Annotated in this window: 17 protein-coding genes; 12 read left to right on the forward strand and 5 right to left on the reverse strand. The window is 42.3% G+C overall.

The window, feature by feature from the left end; genetic code table 11:
• The first annotated feature begins 1 nt into the window (after nt 1).
• A complete protein-coding gene (locus tag RM556_RS01355) occupies nt 2-1,222 on the forward strand; it encodes an FtsX-like permease family protein (RefSeq protein ID WP_311373668.1) in 1,221 nt (406 codons plus the stop codon).
• A 78-nt stretch (nt 1,223-1,300) separates the two neighbouring features.
• On the opposite strand, the gene RM556_RS01360 is transcribed toward RM556_RS01355, so the two are convergent.
• Nucleotides 1,301-2,626 carry a dicarboxylate/amino acid:cation symporter gene (locus RM556_RS01360; protein WP_311373669.1) on the reverse strand — a complete coding sequence of 442 codons (1,326 nt, stop codon included), beginning with the start codon at nt 2,624-2,626 and terminating at the stop codon, nt 1,301-1,303.
• A 149-nt stretch (nt 2,627-2,775) separates the two neighbouring features.
• Here RM556_RS01360 and RM556_RS01365 point away from each other — a divergent pair, with 149 nt between their 5' ends.
• The gene (locus RM556_RS01365; protein WP_311360153.1) at nt 2,776-4,959 is read left to right on the forward strand and encodes an Ig-like domain-containing protein; all 2,184 of its coding nucleotides are present in this window, start codon (nt 2,776-2,778) and stop codon (nt 4,957-4,959) included.
• A 65-nt stretch (nt 4,960-5,024) separates the two neighbouring features.
• Here the strand turns inward: RM556_RS01365 and astB are convergent, their stop codons facing one another.
• On the reverse strand, nt 5,025-6,362 hold the full coding sequence (gene astB, locus RM556_RS01370) for an N-succinylarginine dihydrolase (RefSeq protein ID WP_311373670.1): 1,338 nt from the start codon (nt 6,360-6,362) through the stop codon (nt 5,025-5,027).
• Nucleotides 6,363-6,676: 314 nt separating this feature from the next.
• Here astB and topA point away from each other — a divergent pair, with 314 nt between their 5' ends.
• A complete protein-coding gene (gene topA, locus RM556_RS01375; RefSeq protein WP_311373671.1) occupies nt 6,677-9,319 on the forward strand; it encodes a type I DNA topoisomerase in 2,643 nt (880 codons plus the stop codon).
• Between the two features lie 11 nt (nt 9,320-9,330).
• A complete protein-coding gene (locus RM556_RS01380; protein ID WP_311360156.1) occupies nt 9,331-9,885 on the forward strand; it encodes a DUF2058 domain-containing protein in 555 nt (184 codons plus the stop codon).
• 15 nt (nt 9,886-9,900) lie between these two features.
• Here RM556_RS01380 and RM556_RS01385 read toward each other — a convergent pair whose 3' ends face one another.
• Nucleotides 9,901-11,802, reverse strand: a complete 1,902-nt coding sequence (locus tag RM556_RS01385) for a bifunctional diguanylate cyclase/phosphodiesterase (protein ID WP_311373672.1) — start codon at nt 11,800-11,802, stop codon at nt 9,901-9,903.
• 140 nt (nt 11,803-11,942) lie between these two features.
• The gene (gene rne, locus RM556_RS01390) at nt 11,943-14,834 is read right to left on the reverse strand and encodes a ribonuclease E (protein WP_311373791.1); all 2,892 of its coding nucleotides are present in this window, start codon (nt 14,832-14,834) and stop codon (nt 11,943-11,945) included.
• 622 nt (nt 14,835-15,456) lie between these two features.
• Between rne and rluC the strand changes: the two genes are divergently transcribed.
• Nucleotides 15,457-16,404, forward strand: a complete 948-nt coding sequence (gene rluC, locus RM556_RS01395) for a 23S rRNA pseudouridine(955/2504/2580) synthase RluC (RefSeq protein ID WP_311360158.1) — start codon at nt 15,457-15,459, stop codon at nt 16,402-16,404.
• Nucleotides 16,394-17,035: an HAD-IA family hydrolase gene (locus RM556_RS01400; protein ID WP_311360159.1), complete on the forward strand. Its 642-nt coding sequence runs from the start codon at nt 16,394-16,396 to the stop codon at nt 17,033-17,035. Before rluC ends, RM556_RS01400 begins: the two co-directional genes overlap by 11 nt.
• Before the next feature lie 25 nt (nt 17,036-17,060).
• On the opposite strand, the gene RM556_RS01405 is transcribed toward RM556_RS01400, so the two are convergent.
• Nucleotides 17,061-17,816: a Maf family protein gene (locus tag RM556_RS01405; protein ID WP_311360160.1), complete on the reverse strand. Its 756-nt coding sequence runs from the start codon at nt 17,814-17,816 to the stop codon at nt 17,061-17,063.
• A 100-nt stretch (nt 17,817-17,916) separates the two neighbouring features.
• Here RM556_RS01405 and yceD point away from each other — a divergent pair, with 100 nt between their 5' ends.
• The 6 genes from yceD to fabG are packed head-to-tail and all read left to right on the forward strand — an operon-like array spanning nt 17,917 to nt 22,336.
• Nucleotides 17,917-18,438: a 23S rRNA accumulation protein YceD gene (yceD, locus tag RM556_RS01410; protein WP_311360161.1), complete on the forward strand. Its 522-nt coding sequence runs from the start codon at nt 17,917-17,919 to the stop codon at nt 18,436-18,438.
• An 11-nt stretch (nt 18,439-18,449) separates the two neighbouring features.
• Nucleotides 18,450-18,620: a 50S ribosomal protein L32 gene (gene rpmF / locus RM556_RS01415; protein ID WP_311360162.1), complete on the forward strand. Its 171-nt coding sequence runs from the start codon at nt 18,450-18,452 to the stop codon at nt 18,618-18,620.
• A complete protein-coding gene (gene plsX, locus RM556_RS01420) occupies nt 18,620-19,657 on the forward strand; it encodes a phosphate acyltransferase PlsX (RefSeq protein ID WP_409220041.1) in 1,038 nt (345 codons plus the stop codon). Before rpmF ends, plsX begins: the two co-directional genes overlap by 1 nt.
• A gap of 3 nt (nt 19,658-19,660) precedes the next feature.
• On the forward strand, nt 19,661-20,620 hold the full coding sequence (locus RM556_RS01425) for a beta-ketoacyl-ACP synthase III (RefSeq protein ID WP_311360712.1): 960 nt from the start codon (nt 19,661-19,663) through the stop codon (nt 20,618-20,620).
• Between the two features lie 36 nt (nt 20,621-20,656).
• Complete coding sequence (gene fabD, locus RM556_RS01430; protein WP_311360164.1) at nt 20,657-21,583, forward strand: ACP S-malonyltransferase; 927 nt, start codon at nt 20,657-20,659, stop codon at nt 21,581-21,583.
• Between the two features lie 15 nt (nt 21,584-21,598).
• Nucleotides 21,599-22,336, forward strand: a complete 738-nt coding sequence (gene fabG, locus RM556_RS01435) for a 3-oxoacyl-ACP reductase FabG (RefSeq protein ID WP_311360165.1) — start codon at nt 21,599-21,601, stop codon at nt 22,334-22,336.
• The last annotated feature ends 6 nt before the right edge of the window (nt 22,337-22,342 follow it).

The following is a 22,342-nucleotide window of genomic DNA, read 5'->3' on the forward strand; positions in this document are numbered from 1 at the left end:
TTTGTTTCTCGCGCTCACTATTGCTAATCGTTTTCGTCAAAGCAAACAACAAAGTGGCTTTATTTCCTTCGTGTCAGCATCTTCAACCATCGGTATTGGTTTAGGGTGTTTCGTTCTTATTTTGCTCCTTTCAGTAATGAACGGATTCGAAAAAGAATTACGTAATACACTCTTGTCATATATTCCTCATGCTGAATTTATTGCAGCGTCTGAACAGGGTGTTTACCTAGACCAAGAAACAATTAATAAAGCCCAGAATGACCCCCGAGTGCGTGCCGTATTTTCTTACACCAAAGCTTCTGGTTTGCTACAAAAAGGCGCCAAAATGAAGTCTGTTGAAATACAAGGTGTAGACGCAGACTATATAAAGAATAAACCGGCATTTGCATTGGCCCCTGAGGTATTTGCGGCCCAACCAAAAGGGATATACCTTGGTTCTGGCATCGTGGAGACGCTTTCTATCGTGCCTGGTGATAAAGTGCAGTTATTGTTGCCAAGTGCTAGCGCCGATCTATCATTTCAAGCACCAAAAGCGATTTGGTTAGAATTTTTGGGCGAAATATCTTTAGGCGGTGAAGTCGATGATTTTGTTGGCATCATGAATAAGCAAACGCTTTCGTCTGCTTTAAAGATAGAAAGTGGGGCAAGTCATATCGAATTTCAACTCAGCGATCCTTTCTTGGGACGTCAGCTTATTAGAGAATATGGTTACGATTTCAAACAAGTCGTTTATATGTCCGACTGGACCTTAACTAACGGTCACTTGTATCAAGATATTCAGTTGGTTCGCACCGTTGTTTACATCACTCTAATTCTCGTGATCTGCGTGGCTTGTTTTAATATCGTATCGTCGCTAGTAATGTCAGTAAAAGAAAAAACCAAAGAAATCGCTATTTTGAAAAGTATGGGGGCGGAAAATAAGCTCTTACGTCAAGTATTCGTTATAAAAGGTCTTATCAATGGCTTATATGGCGCCACAGTTGGGACTATACTCGGTGTACTGTCAGCTATTTATTTAGCAGAGATTAGCGGATTTATTGAAACCCTATTTAACTTTAGCTTGCTGGGCGACGGCGTTTATTTTATTAACTTTATTCCTTCCGATTTGCAGCTTGTTGATGTTATTGCCACTTATTTCTTAGCGATTGTCTTATGTGTACTAGCAACATTGTATCCGGCTCACAAGGCCGCTAATGTTGATCCGGCTACTTCTCTAGCCTAGGTTTGTGGTGGATATAAGAAAGGCCTGTTCATTGCTGAAGAGGCCTTTATGTATCATTATGCTTTTGGTCGATTTGGGCTATTCAACGACACTTTTTTGCTTCGCAAGTGCTCTATCGTGATAGATATCTTCATCTAATTCACCTTCGGTTTTAGCAACGATGGTTGCTATGGTGCTATCACCAGTGACGTTAACGACCGTGCGTGTCATATCGAGTAATCTGTCAATACCAATAATTAACGCTATCCCTTCAACCGGCAAGTTCACTTGTTGCAAAACAACAGCAAGCAGTATTAAGCCTACACCTGGTACACCCGCGGCTCCAACAGATGCCAATGTTGCGGTAAGAACCACCATTAATAAATCAACAGTAGACAAGTCGACTTGGTAGGCCTGAGCGATAAATACTGTTGCGATACCTTGCATTATAGCGGTTCCATCCATATTGATGGTAGCGCCGAGAGGTAAGGTAAATGAAGACACTGAACGGCTCACACCAAGTTTCTGCCTTGCAGTTGCAATTGTTAGTGGAAGTGTCGCACTGCTGCTTGCTGAACTGAAAGCAAAAGCGGCGACTTCCTTTAGTTTAGATAACAAGATAAGTGGATTGAGACCTGTTGTCAGTTTTAATAGAAGAGGGTAAACAATAATGGCATGCAGAATTAAAATAATTAACACATTAAAGAAATATGCACCTATAGCAAAAATGTCTCGCCATTCTATTGTTGCACTTAGTTTGGCAATTAAACAAAACACGCCATATGGTGCAAAATTCATCACAATAGTCACTATCTTCATGATGACTTCGTTAAGGTCATTAAAGAAACCTGAAAGACGTTTACCTGCCTCGCCAGCGTAAGACATGGAAATACCAAAGAGAATAGCAAACACGATGATAGGTATCATTTGACCTTCTGCCATAGAGGAGATCGGATTGCTTGGCACCATGTCTATAATTACCTGAACTAAAGAGGGGGCTTCCTTGGCTACATACTCTGGTGTATCACTTGGCGCCTGAAAACCAGCTCCCGGTTTAAATAGTAAGGCGGATGTCATGGCGAAAGTCACGGCAACAAATGTCGTGAACATATACAATGCTATCGACTTGCCCCCTAACTTACCCAGTTTGGAAGGGTCAGACAAACTGCTTGTGCCACACACCAAAGACACGAAGACTAAAGGGACCACGAGCATTTTCAGCGCGTTGATAAAGATCTTACCTCCGGCGTGAAATATACCTTCTACGAAAAATCCATACGTAGAAAACGTGATTGAGAATACCTGAAAATCAAGATCTCCGTTAAGATAGTTACCAAGTTGCAGTGTAAACCCAATCAGGATTCCGGCAATCATGCCGATAAAGATTCTAGAGGTTAGACTGAGTTTAGCGTTGGAATTTTGCATATATAGACCTTGTTGTTTTCGTTATTCGTCCGTATACGTAAAGATTACCAATTCTAGCCTCAAAGCTAAACCATTTATTGATTAGGTAAGCTGTTCAAAAAGCTAATTTGTTAGCGACAACTCAGTAGGGTATTTAAATGAAGGCGTTTATGAAATTCTTTTTAGTCTTGGCATCCACCATTATGCTTGCAGCATGTGGGGGTGGTGATGAGCTGACCAGAGATGGCAGTGGCAACACTCCGGATGACCCAGATCAATCTCCAGACGTGTCTTATGCGGTGACATTAACTATTGCTGATGCTGATGGCACAGCAACTAATGAAGTGAGCGAAGGTAATCCACTAGTAGTTACAGCGACGGTAACCGCAACAGGCGGTGCGGCTGTAAATGATATTCTAGTGACTTTTACCATGAGCTCCACTGGTTTAGCTAACTTCGATAATGACTCTTCAACAGCGTTAACTAACGCCGATGGTGTTGCTCAAATCGGTTTGGAAGTAGGGCAATTGAGAGGCGATGCCTTAGTCACTGGCTCAATCGAGATTGGATCGAATACCACATCTGCTAACGTTGGCTTTTCATCAACCGGTACTCAACAAACACAAGTAGTGCCTGCTACGTTGGAGCTGTTTTCTAGTCAGGTGCAAATGGAATCGAGTGGTTCTGACTCAGTCATTCTTACAGCGGTTGTAAAAAATGAGCAAAATGTCCTGTTAGAAGGTGTTGATGTTTCTTTCTCGGCAGACAATGGCGCGTCGTTAAGCGTAGATGATAACGGCGTAAGTAACGCTTCCGGTATTGTTACAGCAACCTTAACGACAGCAAATAATCAAATGAATCGCACCATAAACGTGTCAGCTAGCACAGCATCATTAACTGATGATTTGACTTTGGAAGTTGTTGGTACGGAAGTGAGAGTAAACGGTGCATCGTCTGCTATTATTAACGATTCAGTCCCACTAACAGTGAATTTAATTGATTCTGAAGGTAATGGCATTTCTGGCCAAACGGTCCAATTATCAGTATCTTCAGGTAGTTTAGATAACAACTCACCTTTGACGGGTGCAAATGGTCAGGTGTTAGTGAACTTTACGGCCAATGTATCAGGTGTAAGTACCATTACAGCCTCTGCTTTAAATGCAGAAGGTTCCTTTGAAGTGACCGTTCAGCAAGATGATTTCACCTTCTCGTCATTACCAAGTGATGATATTCCCTTAAACACAGCGCAAGATATTTCGGTGCGTTGGTTTAAAGATAACGCTGCGTTTGTGGGCGGTGATGTAGTAGTAACGACCTCTCGTGGTGACATCGCTACACCAAATATAGTAACCAACAATGCTGGTATCGCGACATTCTCAATATCTTCAGCGTTTGCAGGCCCTGCGTCAATTTCAGCGATTGGGACTGACAACAATGGAAATCAAGTAACAGCCAGAGCTAATGTTGAATTTATTGCTTCACAAGTGCAAAGTATTTTTGTTGATGCGACGCCTGATTTAATCGGACCTGAGGGCGAAACAAGTACCATTACGGCAGTCGTAAGAGACCCAAGTGGCAATTTAGTAAAAGGAAAAGTGGTCGACTTCTCTTTGTTAGACTCTAGTGGTGGTAGCATCTCTCCAAACAGTGCAACTACAGGGAGCGACGGTATCGCCTCTACTGTTTATACCTCAAATGCAGTCAGTGCTGAAGACGGTGTCACTGTGACTGCTTCAGCTGATGGGGTATCCAGCTCAGTTGATTTAACGGTCGGTGACAGAGCCTTTGATATTTCAATTGGTACTGGCGCAGAGATTGAATCTCCAGATTCCTCAACGTATCTAAAAGAGTTTGCTGTATTTGTAAGCGATTCTGTTGGACGCCCAGTTGAAAATGCCGAGTTAACTGCGTCATCTACGCCAGTGAAATTTAGCAGCGGTGGCACATATCAGAAGGGTTTTTATCAATATGATGCTGATTCTGACCGTTGGGTTAGATTCATTACTGCGACTTGTGACAACGAAGACATTAACAATAACGGTCGCCTCGATGCCGGTGAGGATGTCAATGGAGATGGTGAATTAACACCGGGAATTATCGGTACAATTAGTTTTCAAGATGGTATTAGTCGTACTAATGCTTCAGGGCAAGCGACCTTAGAACTCAGATACCCCAGACAATTCGCGCTATGGGCTGAAGTTGAAATAGCGGTATTCGGTCAAAGCTCCGGTAGTGAGGCAAGAGACAGTCAAACACTGACATTACCTATTGAAGCCAACGATATCAATGATGAGAATAAGGCTCCACCAGCGAATCCATTTGGTAGTGCGTTTGATTGTTCGGATCCTAACTAGTTAGGAATGCACACAAGAAACCCCTCAATAAGAGGGGTTTTTTATTTTTAGTTTAATGAAAGGGCTTAGCGTTGAAAAGGATAAACACTGCCTAAGTTGAGAAGTTGAGTAAGCTCATCAAGGGCAGTACGAGACTCAATAAGGAGTTGAGGGTCAACTAAATCAGCTACGTGTAACTCATCTCTGTAATGTTTATTCACCCAAGCACAAAGAGCGTTATAGCTATGTTCAGTGATCAAAGTATGTGGATTCACTTTATTCTTTTCTTGTTCCGTTAGTGCAACCCTTAAACGCAAGCAGGCGGGACCACCTCCATTTTGCATGCTTTGTTTTACGTCAAAATAATGCACTTCTTTAATCGGCGTATTTTGAGTGATGAGTTTGCTAAGGTAGCGCGATACACTTTCGCTATTTTCACACTCTTTAGGGGCCACAATTGACATGTTTCCATTTGGCAGGCGAATCAACTGTGTATTAAATAAATAGGTTTTGACCGCCTCTTCTACACTCACGTCGGATTCATCGACTTGAATAAAATGAAAATCGTCAAACCCTAATTTTGAGAGAATTTCTTTTTTCATTTTAGTCGTGTCTAAAAAGGCTTTTTCATGGAAAAATAACACATTCTGGTTACCAACGGCGATAACATCGTTGTGAAACACTCCTGAATCAATCACGGCTGGGTTTTGTTGAGCGTACACTACCGTATCTTCAGAAAGCCCATGTAAGCGCGCGACAGCTTCACAAGCTTCGAATGTGTGCCTAGCTGGGAATTTGCGTGGTGCAGGTTTTGAATCGTCAAAAGCGTAGCGACCAAAGACAAATAATTCGACGCCTTTTCCTCCATAATCATGGCAAAAACGAGTATGGTTGGCAGCACCTTCATCGCCAAAATGTTCGTTTTCAGGTAAATGAAGGTGGTGAACAAAGTGCTCAGGATCGGCAAACGTGGCTTGTAAAATCCTGCCTGTAACTTCTGGTTCGAGAGAACGATGGTACTTATTGGTTAAATTAGCCGGGGTGAAATGAATTTTACCATCAGCGGTATCACCACTCGGTGATACCGTTGCCGCATTAGCAGTCCACATGCTAGAAGCTGAGCAGCAAGCGAGAAATATATGAGGGGCTAGTTTGTATGCCTGCTGCATGACAGTCGCGTCATTGCCAGTAAAGCCAAGTCTTCTGAGGGCATACACATCAGGACGCTCTTGTGGCGCTAATACACCTTGTACCATGCCCATATCTGACAAGGCTTTCATTTTTTGTAAACCTTGCAATGCCGCTTGTTTAGGATGGCTTGTTGCATTCGCATTGCTTTTCGAAGCAACATTGCCGAAAGATAAGCCTGCGTAATTGTGTGTGGGTCCGACTAAGCCGTCAAAATTAGCTTCGAACTGATGCATGGTAACTTCTCCAATTGAATCACTTTACGTCTTTGTCGATGACTGAACTTGCGTAAAGTGTTGCTATAGTGTCGTAGATTATTTCGCTATCTGCAGAGGAATTATACGCATTAAATTTAGGCTGCCAATTTAAAATTAAGAAAAAGTCATAAAAAACAATGAGTTTTGTTTTATTTGAAATATAAGTATGTGGAACAACTTGTTTTCTATTCACTTTGTAGATATATGTAAAAAAAGAAAAACATTAACTAGATAATACAGTCTTGTCTCAGTTTCAACGTAAATGTATGTAAATAATAAGGTTCTTTCCATAAATGGGTAAATCACTAGTCATAGTAGAGTCACCGGCCAAAGCGAAAACAATAAATAAATATTTAGGTAAAGATTTTATTGTAAAATCGAGTGTTGGGCACGTGCGTGATCTACCAACTAAAGCTTTAGGGCAAGTTGAGCCTAAAAAACCAGCAAAAGAATTGAAAGATTATTCAGACAAGAAGAAAGCGGATTACCTCAAAGATTTTGAATATCGCAAGTTAGTAGATCGCATGGGTGTGAATCCAAAACAAGACTGGAAAGCGCATTATCAGATTCTGCAAGGCAAAGAGAAAGTTGTCGCAGAACTCAAAAAGTTAGCTAAAGACGCTGACACTATCTATCTCGCAACCGATTTGGATAGAGAGGGAGAAGCGATTGCATGGCACTTACAAGAGTTGCTTGGTACTAAGAATAAAACCTATCAACGAGTCGTGTTTAATGAAATTACTAAATCTGCAATTCAGGATGCCTTCTCTGATCCCGGCGAAGTCAATATTAATCGAGTCAATGCACAACAGGCAAGGCGTTTCCTAGACCGCGTTGTTGGCTTTATGGTGTCACCTTTATTATGGAAAAAGGTCGCTAGAGGTTTATCAGCAGGTAGAGTTCAGTCCGTTGCCGTTCGATTAGTGGTTGAGCGTGAGCGTGAAATTAAAGCCTTCGTACCTGAAGAGTTTTGGGACATTCATGCCGATTTAGATACGGCAAAAAAAGACAAGCTACAAATGTTGGTTGCTAAGCATAAAGGTAGTGCTTTTAAACCGGTTAATGAAAAACAAGCCAGTACGGCCGTTGCTGAACTGGAAAGTGCTGAGTTTGTCGTCAGTAGCCGCGAATCTAAACCGACGCAAAGCCGCCCATCTGCACCCTTTATTACCTCGACGCTGCAACAAGCGGCGAGTACTCGCCTAGGATTTGGGGTAAAGAAGACGATGACCATGGCGCAGCGTTTGTATGAAGCTGGGCACATCACCTACATGCGTACAGATTCTACAAACCTAAGTAAAGATGCAGTAGAAGCATGTCGACAACTCATTCAAAAACAATTCGGTGATAAGTATTTACCACCAAATCCACTTGCTTATGGAAGCAAGGATGGCGCACAAGAGGCCCACGAGGCCATCAGGCCGTCGAACGTTGCTATAAAGGCAGACTCACTCAAAGAAATGGAAAGAGACGCTCAGAGACTCTATGAGTTGATCTGGCGTCAGTTCGTTGCTTGTCAAATGACGGCTGCAAAATATGATGCAACGACGATCCGTGTCGAGGCGAATAATTATGAATTAACGGCGAAGGGCAGAGTCCTGTTATTTGATGGATGGACTGCTGTACAACCTCAAATCAAACGTAAGGGCGATAACGAGTTGATGCTGCCGGATGTGAAACAAGGCGATAAGTTAGACCTGAAGGCTCTCGATCCCAAACAGCACTTTACCAAACCCGTCGCTAGATTTAATGAAGCATCTCTGGTTAAAGAACTTGAAAAACGTGGTATCGGTCGTCCATCTACTTACGCCAGTATCATTTCTACGATCCAAGATCGCGGCTACGTAAAACTTGACAATAAACGTTTCTATGCGGAAAAAATGGGGGAGATTGTCAACGATAGACTCGTCGAAAACTTCTCCGAATTAGTCAGTTTTGATTTCACTGCCAAAATGGAGCAGCGCTTAGATGATATCGCCCATGGTGAGAAAAAGTGGAAAAATGTATTAGATAATTTCTACACAGAGTTTTCTGAGCAATTAGAACTAGCTGAAAAACCGGTTGATGAAGGCGGTATGAAGCTTAACCAAGCTGTTCCAGCCGGCATCGAGTGTGGTAAATGTGGTCGTGAGATGAACATTAGAACTGCCAGCACTGGGGTGTTTTTAGGTTGTTCTGGTTATAACCTGCCACCAAAAGAGAAATGCACAAACACCATGAACTTAACGCCTGGCGAAGAAGTCGTGAAGGTGGATGACGAAGAAGAATTAGAAACCGAAGCACTGCGTTCCAAACGCCGTTGTGACCTCTGTGGCACGGCGATGGATAGTTATCTGGTGGATGAGGGGCGTAAATTACACGTATGCGGCAACACGCCTGGTTGTGAGGGCGCTTTTGTTGAGTCGGGCACCTTTAAAATTAAAGGCTACGACGGCCCCATTATTGAGTGCGATAAGTGTCAAAGTAATATGGAACTGAAGAATGGCCGCTTCGGTAAATATTTTGGCTGCACCAATGAAGAGTGTAAAAATACACGTAAATTATTGCGGAACGGTGAAGCAGCGCCACCGAAAGAAGATCCTGTGTTCTTACCCGAATTAGAGTGTGAAAAATCGGATGCACATTTTGTTTTAAGAGATGGTGCTTCAGGTATCTTCCTTGCTGCACATACATTCCCAAAATCAAGAGAAACGAGAGCACCATTAGTTGAAGAGCTGGCTCGTTTCCGAGATAGAATTTCACCGAAGTTTTATTATTTAGCTGATGCGCCAAAAGCCGACCCAGATAAGAACCCAACAATTGTTCGATATAGTCGCAAAACTAAGCAGCAATATGTGATGTCGGAAGATAAGAAAGGCAAAGCAACAGGTTGGTCTGCGTGGTACCAAGATGGTAAGTGGGTAGCTGATGATAAACGTAAGAAAGCGAAAAAATAGGAGGTAATGTCATGGCATTATCACTACAAGATCAACTCCTAAAAGCGGGCTTGGCTGATAAGAAAAAAGCGAAGAAAATAAAGCAAGAAAAGCACAAGCAAGTGAAAGCCAAACAACGCAATAATGTTGAAGTTGAAAACGAGGCGAAGGTTGCCGCTGCGCAAGCGCTGGCAGCAAAGCGTGAAAAAGACCGCTTGCTCAGTGAAAAACAGCGCCAAGAGCGATTGGAAAAAGAAATTGCCGCGCAAGTGATAGACCTCATCAAGGCCAACGCGCAAGAGAGAAAGCGCGGTGATATTGTTCTTAACTTCACAGATAATAAGTTAGTGAAGCGGATGTATGTTGATGGCAAAACGCATCGCTTAGTGACGCAAGGTCGGTTGTCTGTTGTCAGCTATGAACAAGATAGCTATGAATTGGTGCCGACCCCCGTAGCTGATAAAATCAAAGAACGCATGCCAGAGTCCGTTATTTACCAAGCGACAGAAGTCGCTGAAGAAAAACAAAATAACGCAGACGATGATTGGTATGCAGAGTATGAAATACCAGATGACTTAGTCTGGTAATGACTAACTAGGGCCTCAACCTTGAGGCTCATAAAATAATTCGGGTTTGTGTATTAAATAACCTTGGCAATATTCGATATTCAAGGCCTCCAACTGTTTCATTTCAGCCTCAGTTTCTACAAACTCCGCTACAGTGGATAAGCTCAGTTCTTGTGCTAAACCAACAATAGATTTCACTATCGCTTTATTATGATCGACGTTGGCAATATTCTTGATAAAAGTGCCGTCGATCTTGACGGTGTCTATGTTTAATTGTGCAATATAACCAAAAGATGACATGCCAGTACCAAAGTCATCGAGGGAAATTTTACAACCATAACTCTTTAAAAAATTAATGTTATTCAGTGCTATAGAGAAATTTCTGATGATGTCTGTTTCGGTTATCTCAAAACCTAAGTGACTGAGCGGAAACTGACTATTCTCGAAAAGTTCTCTGATATAAATTGGAAAGCTTTCATCGGATAAGGTTTGCCCTGATAAGTTAATTGAATAATGGGCCTTATCTTCTGGATGTTTATTTAAGTAAAGGATGGTTTCGCGCAAAACGTACTGATCAATCTTATTGATTAAGTGGAATTTTTCGGCTGCTTGTAAGTAAGGGAAGGGCGAGTGGAACTCACCATTGTGCTTCACGCGCATCAGCACTTCGTAGTAAGTCGATTGTGACGCCGTATCGAAAGGACTGATTGCTTGGCGGAATAATACAATCGATTTTTGGTTTAATGAGTCGGCAACATGCGAAACCATGCGCATCAACTTTTGCCGACCAACAATAAAGCTATCCTCTTCGTCATAGCTCACCAATCGGTTTCTACCCAGAGATTTTGCTTCTAATAAACTTGCATATAAGCCATTTAGTACGCTTGTGTGTTCAACTGTATCGCCTTCTTTAACCTCATAAATAGCAATGCAACAGGTTAAACTCGTTGTCAGGTCTTGATAATGGAACTCGTACTGACTTACCGCAGTTTTTAATTGTTTTAGTGTATTGTTAGCCGCCTCGGATTGCAGATAAATAAAGCCGATGACATCTGCGCTAATGCGACATATGACAGCGTCTTTCGGTAGGTGATTTTGCACTAAGTTACCGATTTCTTTTAAGTAGATATCTCCGCCACTATTTCCACAGGTTTCGTTAATGATTTTAAATTCATCTATATCGAGAATACCGACGGTAAAATCGTGCTGGTTTTTATGAAAATCAGTAATACTGTTAACGAATAACTCTCTATTCCCTAGACCAGTTGTTTTGTCGTGTAAGTTAACACTTAAAAGGCGCTTAGTTAGGCGAATTAAACCAAGGCACAATATCCCTTGTAGGGCGATAAAAACGAGCGCGAGAGTTATTTTAAAAGTAAATACCTCGGACTCGATATTTTTAAGTCGGTAAGTAATATCACTTCGCACATATATCGAAATTTCGCTTAAAAGCTCTTCAGGCTCTCTATCTATTCCCTTAACTTCTTTGTCGGCTGCATTCGCGTCAAATCCAGTTTGCTCATAAACCAACAATGCTTGTTGGTAGTCAGCCAATATACTTCGGTGTGTTTTCTGAAAATCGCTAGCCAACTCGGCAATCTTATTCGTCGAATCAAATTGGTCGATAAGCGCTTGAGCATAGCTTTGTGTTCGCTCGAACTCGTCAATAAACTGTTGATGATATTTCTGATAGTCTGTTGTATCACTACCTCTAAGCAAGATATTTTTCCATTCTTGAACTTGTTTCTTGAAAGAGTATTGGACCTGTAAAGCAATGAGTTCTGAGCGAATAAGCTTTTTTACCTCTTCATCATATTCGGAGGATGTATCTTCGTAATACTTGATAAATGACATCGTAAAGGCAAGGATTACTAGCCCACCGATAATAATAAGCCCGTAATACTTTAATTTTTTCTTAGCAATAAAAGAGAGGTTCACACGTCTAACTTCAAAAGAGGTAAGTCGTTGGATTATGCCACATGATAAATGCGAGAGTAAGAACCAAAAAAAACGGAGCGTCGAGCTCCGTTTTTATGGTTAGTATATTAACTGGCTACAAAGCCAATGCTAGGTTCAAATTAATCATCAACCTTTGCTGGGTTGCTTGCTTCTGAACTAGCACTTGACTTCACGTTGCCTACAAGCGCTGTGCGTCCACCTAAGTCAAAAGAACCGCGCTGTTCGTCTGAGATAGCGTTAATTACTTCTCTTTCACTGGGTGCCTCAACCTTTTCTGGGTTGGTCATCGGATGTGAAGTCGACTTCAGTGGTGCTCTTACATAAGCTTCAAAAACGGTGGCTTTTATTGGCTCAGAGATAGGCGCTTCTTTTGCCTCAACCGCAGTACTGGTCTCAGTGTTTTCAATAACAGGGCTCTCAGGCGCTTTTTTTGTTTCAGTAGTTTGAGGAGCAACAACTTCGTCTACCTTGCCTGTTTCCTCAACATTTGATTCACCCAATTCGATTTCCGCTTGAACAGGCGCTTCAACTTCAGTTGCCACCTTGTCAGTTGGTGCCTCTACGTCTGAAATAGCGTCTTTTGGCTCATCAAATTGAAGTTCATCCTGAACGACAGCTTCAGCATTTACTTCGGCGTTGTCAGACTTACTTTCTTTGTCTTTCTTACGCTTTTGACCAGCAGCTCTAACATGTCTTGGAGAGCGTCTACCGCGACCTTTAGGCGCATCACCCTCAGCTCTTTCTTGCTCAGCATCTGCCTGCTTTGATTCCGCGTCTGTCTCGCTTGTTTTTGGTAACTCAGTGACAACGTCGCCTTGTGTCTTTTCAATAGCCTTTGTTTCAGGCGCAGTGACAGCCGTGTCGACGCTTGCTGTTTCTGTGTTGCTTGTTTCAGGCTTCGCTTCTTTCGTTACTGGCGCTGTGACTTTTTCCTCAGTAGATGTTACTGGGGTTACAGTCTTATTATCATCTGATACACGCACGTTACGCTTGGTGTCACGGCGCTTTCTGCGTTCTGCAGGCGGCTTTCTTTTTGCCTGAGGCTTCGGCGCTTTTTGTGCATTGTCGTCTTGTTGATTCTGTTCTTCAACAGTCGACTCGCTCTTCGGATTGTTACGAGGACTGTCATTACGATCATTCCTGCGTTTACGATTTCCCTGACGCTCATTCTTAGGTTTTTCGGGACGCTCTTTGTTTTCAGTGCGCTCAGTACGCTCAGCACCCTTGTCCTGACGAGGACCACGTTGATTGGTGTTACGTCGTTTGTTGTTTCTATTGCGATTGTTATTTCGACGTTGTGGTTTCGGTTCAGGTTTCTTTTCTTCCTCTACAAACAATGCTTTCAACCAAGCGATAACTTTAGTAATAACTGAATCTTCAGCTTTCTCTTTTGGTTTGCTTGGCGCAACTGTTGGTGCGGCTTGTGCTGGAGCGGACATACCTTGAAGCGCTGGTTCTTCACGTTTCACTACTTTCGGTGACGTCGTATCAGCAGCCGTTTGTGGTACTTCAGCTAACGCAATGTTGTAACTAATATCATCAATTTTGTCATCCGGACGACGCCTAACAATTTCGTAGTTAGGCGTTTCAAAGTTCGGATTAGGGATGATGAGTAATTCAACGTTATGTCGTTTCTCAACGCTATGAACAGCTTTGCGCTTCTCGTTGAGTAAATAAGTCGCCACATTAATAGGTAACTGCGCTTCAATTTGCCCAGTGTTATCTTTAATACTTTCTTCTTCAATGATTCTTAACACAGAAAGTGCGAGGGACTCAGTTCCTCGAACTGTACCGTGGCCACTACAACGAGGGCACACGTGATATGCAGACTCACCTAATGATGGACGCAAACGCTGGCGTGACATTTCTAACAAGCCAAAACGTGAAATGCGACCTAGTTGAATTCGGGCACGATCTGGTTTAACGGCATCTTTCATGCGGTTTTCAACTTCGCGTTGATGCTTCACTGGCGTCATATCGATAAAATCGATAACCACTAAACCACCTAAATCTCGCAATCGAAGTTGTCTTGCGATTTCATCTGCTGCCTCTAGGTTTGTATTGAAAGCTGTTTCTTCAATATCGCCACCTTTTGTTGCGCGTGCAGAGTTAATATCGATTGACGTAAGCGCTTCTGTAGGATCGATTACTATCGAGCCACCTGAAGGAAGACGTACTTCACGCTGGAAGGCAGACTCAATTTGGCTTTCAATCTGATAATGGCTGAACAATGGCACATCGCCTTTATACAACTTAACGCGATTGACGAAGTCAGGGCGCACTAGCTCAATGTGTGACAAAGCCTTTTCGTAGATAGCTTGTTTATCAATAAGTATTTCGCCAATATCTCTACGTAAATAATCGCGTATCGCTCTGACGATAACATTACTTTCTTGATGGATAAGAAATGGAGCAGGGCGTGATTCAGCAGCTTTGGTGATATTTGACCAGTGATTAACTAGTACACCTAGGTCCCACTTTAATTCTTCATAAGATTTACCAACACCCGCTGTTCTTACAATTAAACCCATGTGATCAGGCAATTCAAGCTGATCCAGTGCTTGCTTAAGTTCGGTTCTTTCACTTCCCTCAATACGACGAGAAATACCGCCAGCTCTAGGGTTGTTTGGCATGAGAACTAAATAGCTACCAGCTAGAGATATGAAAGTGGTTAAGGCTGCACCTTTCTGTCCACGCTCTTCTTTATCTACTTGAACGATAACTTGAGTGCCTTCCTTGACAACATCTTTGATGTTAGGACGGCCTTCTAGTTTATAGCCAGATGGGAAATATGTTTTTGCGATTTCTTTTAGAGGAAGGAATCCATGGCGGTCAGCCCCGTAGTCTACGAAAGCAGCTTCTAAGCTCGGTTCAACACGAGTGATGGTGCCTTTATAAATGTTTGCCTTTTTTTGTTCGTGACCTGGGCTTTCAATATCTAAATCGTAGAGTTTTTGGCCGTCTACTAGGGCTACGCGCAACTCTTCTTGTTGAGTTGCATTGATTAGCATTCTTTTCATTTGTATCTAACTCAGTGTAGGGAAAACCCTGTAGATACAGTTTCGAATTAACTGTTTTTCTGAGCCTCACGGCTGAGTATAAATTGTCCATTATTCTTAAAAGGAAATTACAAGTGATTGTTTATTATAATTTTTTAAACTTACACTGTACAAAAATATCCAACAACACGTGTAGGTCGATTTAGTCCTTGCTACAATTTTTCACTAATGATTTTTATCATTAATGTTAATTCAAATCTGTTCAACAGTTCGTTTTACCTGTTTAATTTATACCCTGTCGCATCTGTTTTTCGATGCAGTGCGTGTTTCTCGTAGCACTCTTTATCAAGGCTCACGTTTTCAATAATTGAATGATAAACGTTGTTAGTGGTGTTTTATCGCCGTTTACCGTTTATGGGTACAGCGCTTATTTGTCTGCTTCGCTATTCATTAATAGTCGAACATTGTTACACCGGCGCGCATTATTGCTTAATTACCACGGATAAACAAGCAAAACTATCCACACTGTCAAGTAAGGTGTGCGCTTTACTCGATAAAAATACAGAATTGTCAAAAAGAATTCAAAAGCATTGATTTGTCATTCATTTCTCAATAAGTTCTGTATAATGCGCGCATGACTGAAGAATATAATACCGTGCAACTCGTTGAAATCACGGATGACAACGAGCAGCAACGCATTGATAACTATCTCACTGGCAAACTCAAGGGTGTGCCGAAAAGCATGATCTACCGGATCGTGAGGAAAGGGGAAGTGAGAGTTAACAAGAAACGGGTGAAGCCTGAATATAAATTACGTTGCGGTGATATCGTGCGGATACCACCTGTCCGCACGTCAGTAAAAGAACAAAACAATGTAAATTTAAATCGAGTTGCGAATCTAGAGAGTCATATTATGTTCGAAGACGACCGCTTGATCGTGTTTAATAAACCGTCGGGCTTAGCTGTGCACGGCGGCAGTGGTTTAAACTTTGGCGTAATTGAGGGCTTGAGAGCTTTACGGCCTCAGCATCAATTTTTAGAATTGGTTCATCGAATAGATAGAGACACATCTGGCTGCCTATTAGTGGCTAAAAAACGCAGTGCGTTACGACATCTGCATGAACAATTAAGAACCAAACGAGTCGATAAGCGCTACCATGCTCTCGTAGCTGGTGACTGGCCACGTCATTGTTTCAAAGTGATAGCGCCTTTAAAAAAGAATATATTGAAAAGTGGAGAAAGATTGGTTTCTGTTGCGGATGATGGTAAGCCTTCAGAAACACGCTTTCGCATTCTACAATCGTTTAAGCAATGCACACTCATAGAAGCGAGTCCTATTACCGGGCGCACCCATCAAATTCGCGTGCATTGCCTACATGCCGGCCATCCCATTGCTATGGATAGTAAGTATGGGGATGAGGATTTCGATAGTCATTTAAAATCACTTAAGTTCAGACGTTTATTTTTACATGCCAAAAGCATTGCCTTTGACCACCCCTTGAATGACGAAAGAATGAAATTTGAGGCCGACTATGACAATGATTTGCTTAAGTTGATGGATACCTTGTCACATGAAGTTTAAATACATTATCTTCGATTGGGACGGCACAGTGATGGACTCTGCAGCTAAAATCGTCTCGTGTATGCAACAAGCAGCTGTATTAGGTGATATGCCTGTCCCTTCAAAAGAAGCGGTCGAACATATCATTGGTATTAGTTTACAACCCGCTATCAAACAGTTATTTGACGTTGACGATAAAAAAGCTGATGAGTTGAAAGAACATTATAAAACCGTTTTCATAAAGCAAGACACTACACCGTGTCCATTGTTCGCTCATGCTGAACCCACTTTAGATTTTTTAAGTAAACGAGCGCGCTTGGCTGTGGCGACTGGAAAAGCGAGAAGAGGTTTGGAAAGGGCGTTTGATGCAAGCACGACTCGACATTATTTTGAGCACTCTCGTTGCGCTGATGAAGCTGAGTCTAAACCCAGTTCAGATATGCTTATACAGATAATAGAGCAATGGCAGGTAAATGCAGGTGAAGTGTTGATGGTGGGTGACACCATTTACGACATGCAAATGGCTGAGAATATCGGTATGCCCAGAGTCGCTGTTTCTTATGGCGTCCACCATAGTGATGCGCTATCAGTTCACAAACCCTTGCGGATTATTGATTGTTTTTCTGAACTGCAAGAGTTTGTTTATATTTAGATAGTCACGGATAATCACAGAGTATTCATTTGCTCAATAGTGGATTGATACCTAAATCTCGTAATCGTTTTGACAGTGCAATCAACGGCAAACCAATAATTGTATTTGGGTCAGTGCTTTCCAGTTTTTCAAATAGTGCGATACCTAGACCTTCGGCCTTAAAGCTGCCAGCACAATCTAAAGGTAATTCTTGTTCAAGGTAGCTTCGAATTTCACGTTGACTCAAGTTTCTGAAGGTGACGTCGACGTAAGCTACTTCACAATACTTGTCGACCATGGCGCGGTTGCTTGCATCGATGGCACCAATACCAGAATCTATAATGCTCTGAAGTGGCGGTAAGCAACACAATCCAGTTAAAAACCGAACAGTTTTTCCAGAACAGGCCGTGAGTTGTTTTTCAGCGTTTGAAAGGGTGAGTGGTTTAGTGAGTAATCTGATATCCATTTGTTTAGACGAAAGAGTAGTTTGCTCTTCCTTTATAAAGGCAACTTGATCTGAAGCGATGATCAGGTGCTTTGGAAACTGTTTTTGTGCGCTCAAAGCTTTTTGAAAGCTCAAGCGTGTAACGACTTGCAATGGGCTTTCATTGACTCTTGGTGTTTCGTTTATGTTAGGTGAGTAACACTCGAAGCTTATATTCAGTTTGTTTAATAGTGATGCGCGATACTTGGACGAGGATGCCAGTAGAATTGGAGACTGACGCGACTGCATTGAGTTTTCTTCATTAGAATCGTTAGATTGAAGAGTGTTCGTTTTTGACACCCTGCTTGTATCAGACATTTAGTAAAACTCCGTTGTCGATAAAAAATGATAAAAAGTACCTAAGCGATTAGGTAATTTCTTTGACTATGCCTACGTAAACCTATATTATGCGCGCGCTATGGTCAAAGTGAAACTACCCCAACTAATCGATCCACAAAAAAGTGCGATGAAACGCTCTACTTATGTGGGTATTTATTCTACTGCTTTAATGGAGCGGTTTGTTGGATCAGTGGCGGCTTGCAGCGAAGAAGTATCGGTGGATGTTAAGTTTTCGAAAGACGCGCAGAGTCTTACTTACTTCCAGGGTACTGCAAATGCTCAGGTTGATTTACTTTGCCAGAGGTGTAACCATGAATTTCCTCATTCAATTTCTATTGAATATTGTTTCAGTCCTGTGCAGGGGCAAGAAGCTGAGGAAGAGTTACCAGAAGCTTACGAACCGGTAGAGGTCAATGACCACGGAGAAGTCGATTTACTTCAATTAATTGAAGACGAGTTGATTTTGTCTTTACCCATTGTGGCACTTCATGCAGAAGAAGATTGCCGCGTTGGTAAAGATGATATGACATTCGGAGTAATCGAACCGGAACAAGAGCGTAAAAACCCATTTGCGGTTTTAAAAGAGCTTAAGCGAGATTAGGAGTTTAACCTATGGCTGTACAAAAAAATAAGAAGACGCGTGCAAAACGTGGCACACGTCGTTCTCATGATGCATTAACAGGCGCAACTTTATCGGTTGATCAAACGTCTGGTGAAACACATCTACGTCACCATGTGACGGCGGATGGTTTTTACAAAGGCAAAAAAGTGATTGCTGATTAATTCGGCATTGCACATTGTCTAAGGTAAATATTGCATTAGATATCATGGGGGGCGATCTTGGCCCCCATGTTCTTTTAGATGCTGCAAAAAAATCACTCGAACATTATTCCGACTTGCATATCACACTATGCGGTCATTCTTCTGTATACCAATCCTTCATAAATACACTGTCCGGCGATCTGAAAGCACGCATCACACTCGAAGAATGTGATGAAGTTGTATCTATGAGTGATAAACCCACCACCGCTTTACGCCAAAAGAAACAATCCTCTATGCGTCGCGCAATAGATTTAGTTGAGCAAAGAAAGGCTGATGCCTGTGTCAGTTCGGGTAACACCGGTGCACTCATGGCGATGGCGTATTATGTGTTGAAAACCTTACCCGGAATTTCTAGACCCGCATTGATATCTTGGTTGCCTAAAGCCCAAGGTAAAAAGGTTCTATTACTAGACTTAGGTGCATCAGTGAATTGCGACGCGGAAGGCCTCTTCCAATATGCAGTGATGGGGTCGGTGTTCGCCAAACTGTGCGCCGGTGTCGAATCACCGAAGGTCGCATTATTGAATGTTGGTGAAGAAGACATTAAAGGTAACACTCTGGTGAAACATGCCGACCAGTTGCTGCGTGATAGTCAAAGTGTGGATTACATCGGTTATGTTGAAGGCGACCAAATATTTGCAGGTAAAGCTGATGTTGTTGTTACAGACGGTTTTACAGGTAATATCGCCTTAAAGTCTAGTGAAGGTATTGCAAAGCTCGTGATCGATGAGCTAAAACGCCTGACTACTGAAAATTTTACTGCTCGTTTACTGAGCAAACTTGCTCTCCCTTTTTTGAAAAAGCTCTATCAACGCATGAACCCCGACCAGTATAACGGCGCCAGTCTGATAGGATTGCGCGGAATCGTTGTAAAGAGTCACGGAAATGCAAACTCTGAAGCTAGTTTTTATGCAATTAAACAAGCTTATGAAGAAGCAAAAAATGCGGTTCCAGACAAAATAAAAACAAAAATAGAATCAGTCTTGATGGAGCATTAATTGATGTATTCACGGTTTATTGGAACGGGTAGTTATTACCCAAGTGATGTTCGCTCAAATGCGGACCTAGAGCAAATGGTAGACACTTCTGATGAGTGGATTACCGACCGCACAGGTATTAAAGAGCGCCGCATAATAGGTGAACATGAAACGGCAGCGACAATGGGAGCTGAAGCATCTTTTAAAGCCTTAGAAGCGGCAGGAATTGATGCCAAAGATTTGGATATGATTGTCTGTGCAACCACAAGCGGGCGTTATTCTCTTCCAAGTACGGCCTGCGAGATACAAAAAATACTGGGAGTTGATAATATTCCAGCGTTTGATATCGCCGCCGCTTGCGCTGGCTATTGCTATGCACTTAGTGTAGCTGATCAGTACATTAAGAGCGGTATGGCAAAACGGATATTAGTGATTGGAACAGATTGTTTGAGTCGATTGATAGATCCAGCTGACCGCTCTATGATCATTTTATTTGGTGACGGAGCTGGCGCAACAATCATTGAAGCGAGTGAAGAGCCGGGAATTCTTTCTACCCACATTAACGCGGCAGGCTCACATGGTGATCTGTTGTACGTAGGCAATCCCACTCGAGGTGATGAACAATCAGTCCACGAAAACTGGGGCGTCATGAGAGGGAACGAAGTGTTCAAAGTCGCGGTTACAAAGCTTAGCCAAATCGTCTTGGAGACTCTGGAAGCTAATAATCTTCAAAAATCAGACATTGACTGGTTAGTGCCACATCAGGCAAATTTCAGAATAATAAAAGCCACCGCTAAAAAGCTAGATATGTCGCTTGACCAGGTTGTCATGACATTGGAAAAGTACGGTAACACCTCGGCAGCAACAGTGCCAACTGCGCTTGATACAGCAATTCGTGATGGTCGTATTCAACGCGGCCAACATTTATTACTAGAGGCCTTCGGTGGCGGTTTTGCGTGGGCATCAGCCCTTGTTAAATATTAATAATAAAAAGATTTAAACGCTTTTATAGGAAACAATATGACAAAGTTAGCTTGCGTGTTCCCTGGTCAGGGCTCACAGTCCGTCGGCATGTTGAACACATTGGCAGAGCACGCTTTTAGTGTTCAAGAAACGTTTGCTGAAGCATCTGAAGCCTTGAACTACGACTTGTGGAAGTTAGTTCAAGAAGACGACGGAACTCAATTAAACCAAACTCACATTACACAGCCAGCCTTGTTAACAGCAAGTGTGGCAGCTTGGCGTGTTTTGCAAGCGGAAAAGAATCTTCAGGTTGATTATCTTGCCGGCCACAGTTTAGGTGAATATAGCGCGTTAACTTGTGCAGGTGTGTTGAATCTAAGCGATGCCGTTACATTGGTTCAAGCTCGTGGCGAATTTATGCAACAAGCGGTTCCTGCAGGTGTAGGTGCAATGTATGCAATCATTGGTTTAGACGACGCAAAGATAATGCAAATCTGTCAAGAAGTGTCTGAAGAAACCGCTCAGGTTGTATCTGCAGTAAATTTCAATAGTCCCGGACAAGTCGTGATTGCAGGCCATGCAGAAGCGGCAGAAAAAGCAGGCTTATTATGCAAGGAAGCGGGTGCGAAACGAGCGTTACCACTCGCTGTGAGCGTACCGTCTCATTGTGCCTTAATGAAACCCGCAGCTGAAAAGTTGGCTACATTGCTTGAAGACGTTTCATTTAATACGCCAAATATCAGTGTTATTAACAATGTCGATGTGAGTATTGAAACTGATGCGGGTCTTATAAAAGATGCGTTATTACGCCAATTGTATATGCCAGTGAGATGGACTGAATCTGTCTTAGCTTTGAGTGATTTAGGCGTGGATAAAATGATAGAAGTTGGTCCAGGCAAAGTGTTATCTGGGCTAAACAAGCGAATCAACAAATCGCTTAGTTTGGCGAATTTTTCTCAGCCAAGTGATTTTGAAAATATTTAAGCAACGGGAAGATTTATGTCAAATTTAGATGGAAAGGTTGCCTTAGTGACTGGAGCGAGTCGAGGCATTGGTAAAGCAATTGCTGAAGACTTGATGGCGAAAGGCGCAAAGGTAATTGGTACAGCAACAAGTGAGAAGGGTGCAGAAGCCATTAGTGCTTATATTGGTGCACAAGGCACGGGCAAAGTATTAAATGTCACTGACGATGAATCAATGACTACTCTGTTGTCTCAAATCAACGATGAGTTTGGCAGTATCGATATACTCGTCAACAATGCTGGCATTACTCGCGATAATCTGTTGATGCGAATGAAAGATGACGAGTGGAATGATATTATTCAAACCAACTTGACCTCGGTTTTTAAATTATCAAAAGCAGTTCTTCGCGGCATGATGAAAAAGAAACATGGTCGTATTGTTAACATCGGTTCTGTTGTTGGTTCTTCTGGTAACGCAGGACAGGCAAATTACGCTGCAGCTAAAGCGGCAGTGATTGGTTTTTCTAAATCAATGGCAAGAGAAATAGCATCAAGAGGAATTACTGTAAATGTCGTTTCTCCGGGGTTTATCGATACGGACATGACTAAAGGTCTGACCGATGAGCAAAAACAGGCTATTTTCAAGGACATACCTGCTAATAGGCTGGGTGACCCTAAAGAAATAGCGTCAACTGTTGGATTTTTGGTCAGTAATGAGGCAGGATATATTACCGGCGAAACAATTCATGTTAATGGCGGCATGTATATGTCGTAATTGCTT

This window comes from Alteromonas sp. W364, assembly GCF_031846205.1.
In the GTDB taxonomy this organism is placed as follows: Bacteria; Pseudomonadota; Gammaproteobacteria; order Enterobacterales; family Alteromonadaceae; genus Glaciecola; species Glaciecola blandensis.